2 protein-coding genes and 1 pseudogene are annotated in these 3,538 nt (G+C 70.4%); all 3 read right to left on the bottom strand.

Annotated features, from left to right (window positions below; translation table 11 throughout):
- A pseudogene (locus D7X12_RS40230) lies at positions 1–298 on the bottom strand (hypothetical protein); the annotation flags it as partial.
- A gap of 277 nt (positions 299–575) precedes the next feature.
- Positions 576–1,787, bottom strand: a complete 1,212-nt coding sequence (gene dnaX / locus D7X12_RS40225; protein WP_120630417.1) for a DNA polymerase III subunit gamma/tau — start codon at positions 1,785–1,787, stop codon at positions 576–578.
- 77 nt (positions 1,788–1,864) lie between these two features.
- Positions 1,865–3,403: a phytoene desaturase family protein gene (locus D7X12_RS40220; protein ID WP_120630416.1), complete on the bottom strand. Its 1,539-nt coding sequence runs from the start codon at positions 3,401–3,403 to the stop codon at positions 1,865–1,867.
- Between the last annotated feature and the right edge of the window lie 135 nt (positions 3,404–3,538).

The following is a 3,538-nucleotide window of genomic DNA, read 5'->3' as shown; positions in this document are numbered from 1 at the left end:
CGCCGTTGCGCAGGAAGGAGAGGGGACGTGCCGCCGACGGGGGCAGGTCGTCCATGACGATGCCCGGAGCGGGCGGGGCGTCCATCGCGGGCGCGGCGCCGCCGCCATTGCGGAGGAACGACAGCGGGCGCGCGGCGGACGGAGACAGGTCGTCCATCACCACGGGCGCGGGGGGCACGTTGGCGGGTGTCGGAACAGGGCCGCCCGCGGCGCCGCCATTGCGGAGGAAGGAGAGGGGCCGGGCCGCGACGGGAGACAGGCCCTCCATCAGCACGGAGGGAGGCGGCTTGGCGCTCACCGGGGGCGCCGCGAGGTGCGGAGGAACGAATGAGGGCGATGCCGCTCCCGCATGTGCGGCGGGGCCCTGCGCCTCGAATGGACGCGGCGTAGCCCCCGCGTAGGCAGCCGGCTCCCGTGCTTCAAACGCACGCGGCGCGGCCCCTGGTGGGAGTGGCGTGGCTCCCGCGTAGGCGGCAGGCCCTGGTACCTCAGGGGCTGGACGCGGCGGTGCCGCTACGGGCGCGGACACCGCGCGCACGTCGGACGAACGGGACGGGGGAGGCTCGGACGGGGCCTCAGACGCGAAAGTTCGCCGGACCGGAGCGACCTCCTGGCGCTCCGGACGTGCTCTTCGTGGCGCCATCCGCGCCGAGCCCCGCCGACAGCCGCTCCACGCGGGCCAGCAGGTCTGGAATCGAGCCGGCGGGGGACAGCTGGATGGCCTTGAGCAGCGCCATCTCCAGCGCCAGCCTTGGCTGCGCCGCGCGCGACACGTCCCAGATGCAGCCGTGCACGATGTCGAACAGGCGCGACAGCTGCGCGGTGTCCGCTTCCTTCGCGAGCGCCAGCAGCGCCTTCTGCTCGGACTCGGCCAGCTCCGTCGGCGCCTCTCCCAGCGACTTGGTGACGAACAGGTGCCGCAGCTGCAGCGCCAGCTCCTCCGCCAGCCGCTTCAGGTCCAGGCCCCGGTTGAACACCTCGTCCACGCGGCCCAGCACGCGCTTCGCGTCCTTGCGGACCAGCGCCTCCGCGAAGTCCTGCACCACCGTGCGGTCGATGGCGCCCATCGCCTCCGCGACCGCCTCGTCCGTGGGGTTGGGACCGCACGACGCGAGAATCTGGTCCAGCAGGCTGAGCGCGTCGCGCATGCCACCTTCGGACTGGCGCACCACCAGCGACAGCGACTGCTCGGAGATGCCCGCCTTCTCCGCCAGGCAGATCTCCTTGAGCCGCTGGAGCATCCGCGCCGCGGAGATGCGGCGGAAGTTGTGGCGCTGGCAGCGCGACAGGATGGTGTCCGGGAGCTTGTGCGCCTCCGTCGTCGCGAAGATGAACTTCACGTGACCGGGCGGCTCCTCCAGCGTCTTCAGGAGCGCGTTGAACGCCGCCCCCGAGAGCATGTGCACCTCGTCGATGATGTAGATCTTGTGACGGTCGCGCTGCGGCAGGTACTTCGCGTTCTCGCGAATTTCGCGCACGTTCTCGACGCCGTTGTTCGACGCGCCGTCGATCTCCGCCACGTCCACGCTGGTGCCAGCCGTGATTTCCGTGCACGCCCGGCAGGTGCCACACGGGCTCGCCGTGGGCCCCTGCTCACAGTTGAGGGCCTTGGCGAGCAGGCGGGCGGCCGTCGTCTTGCCCACCCCTCGAGGACCACAGAACAGGTACGCGTGCGCGACCCGGTCCATCTTGATGGCATTCCCGATGGTCCGGACGACGTGCTCCTGTCCGGTCATGTCATCGAACGTCTGCGGGCGCCATTTCCGGGCGAGGACGAGGTAGCTCATGGAGGACGTCATCTAAACACGGCGGGACGAATGATCCATGGAACGTCCATTCCTCCCGCCGTGAGACGCACTCCGCCTCAGCGTCCGAGCGCCTGTAGCACCACGTTGGCCGCGTTGTGGCCCGCCGCGCCGATGACGCTGCCCGCCGGGTGGCAGCCCGCGCTGCAGAAGTAGAGCCCCTGCACGGGCGTCTCATAGGGCAGCCGGTCGGTGAACCCGAGTTTGTTGTCCACATGATGGATGTGGCCGCGGGTGATGCCGAAGTGGGACTCGATCTTCGGCGGCGTGAGCGCGAAGTACTCCTGGACCAGGTCGCTCGTGCCCGGGGCGAAGCGGTCGCAGATGGACAGCAGGTGCTTCACGTACCGCGCTTCCTCCTTCTCCCAGGTGGTGCCTTCCAGCTTCTCCGGCACCCACTCCACGAAGAGGGCGGAGTTGTGGTGGCCCTCCGCGTCCTTCAGGGTCGGGTCCACGGTGGTGTGCACGTACCACTCGATGGAGGGGAACTCCGCCAGCCGCCCCGCCTTGGACTCCTTGTAGCCGTGCGCGAGCGCCCCCAGCACGTCGTCTTCCTGCGGCAGCAGGTGGATGGTGGGCCCGAACTGGCCCCGGTCCTCCGGCAGGCACGTGAAGGTGGGCAGCCCCTTGAGGCACAGGTTCACCTTCAGCGTGGTGCCCGGCGCGGACATGCCGTCCACCTTGCGGCGGTAGTCGCCCGGCACCGCGGCCGCGTCCACCAGCTTCAGCGTGCGGAAGGGGTCCGCGTTGGAGACGACCACCTTCGCGGAGAGCTCCTCGCCGCCCTCCAGCACCACGCCCTTCACCACGCCCGCGTCCACGCGCACCGAGGCCACCTTCGCGCCGGTGCGGAGGACCGCGCCGTGCTTGCGCGCGAGCTGCGCGATGCGCTGGGTGACGGTGCCCATGCCGCCTTCGACGATCATCCAAGTGCCGCCGCTGCCCGGCAGCCGGCAGAGGTTGTGCACCAGCAGGTTCATGCCCGTGCCCGGCGTGTCATAGCCGCCGTCCAGGCCGGAGAACGCGTCGGTGACGGCGTACATCGCCTTCACGAAGTCGGACTGGTAGCCGAAGCGCTCCAGGTACTCGCGCGCCGTGCCGCGACACAGGCGCACGAAGTGCTGGCGCAGGGCAGGGCGCACGTAGCGCTCGGCGGTCTCCTCCAGGGACAGTGGCGGCAGGAGCCACGCGGGGGCCAGGTCCTCGCGCAGCGCCCCCAGCTCGGTGTTCATCGCCACGTGGGCGTTCCAGTCCGCCTCGGAGAAGAACTCGCGGAACTGCCGCTCCAGCTCCCGCTCGTCCGAGCCGAACAGCAGGTAGCGCTTGCCCGTCGTCGGCAGGAAGTAGTGCGGATCCCTGCGCTTCAGGGGCAGGTCCAACTGGAGCTCCTGGAGCAGCTCCGGAGGCATGAGCCCCAGGAGGTACGCGCCGGTGGAGACGCCCAGCTTCGGCGCGGTGCGGAACGGGTACTCCGTCTTGCACGCACCGCCCACCGTGTCCTTCTCTTCGAGCACGGTGACCGACAGGCCCCGGCGCGCGAGCATCGCCGCCGCGACAAGTCCGTTGTGGCCCGCTCCCACCACGATGACGTCAGGCATGGTCTTCCTCCTTGGGAAACGCTTGGGGAAAGGTCGTTCCTACCCGAGCCCGGGCCTCCCCGACAAACGCCGCGCGCCTTGCGTCGGCCGCCGGGTCCAGAAAGAGTCGCGGCCGCCCCGTGAACGCCCCCGCCC

The sequence above is a fragment of the Corallococcus sicarius genome (assembly GCF_003611735.1).
GTDB classification, from domain to species: domain Bacteria; phylum Myxococcota; class Myxococcia; order Myxococcales; family Myxococcaceae; genus Corallococcus; species Corallococcus sicarius.
Note: the sequence above shows the minus strand (reverse complement) of the source record. Positions and strands in the feature narration are given on the sequence as shown.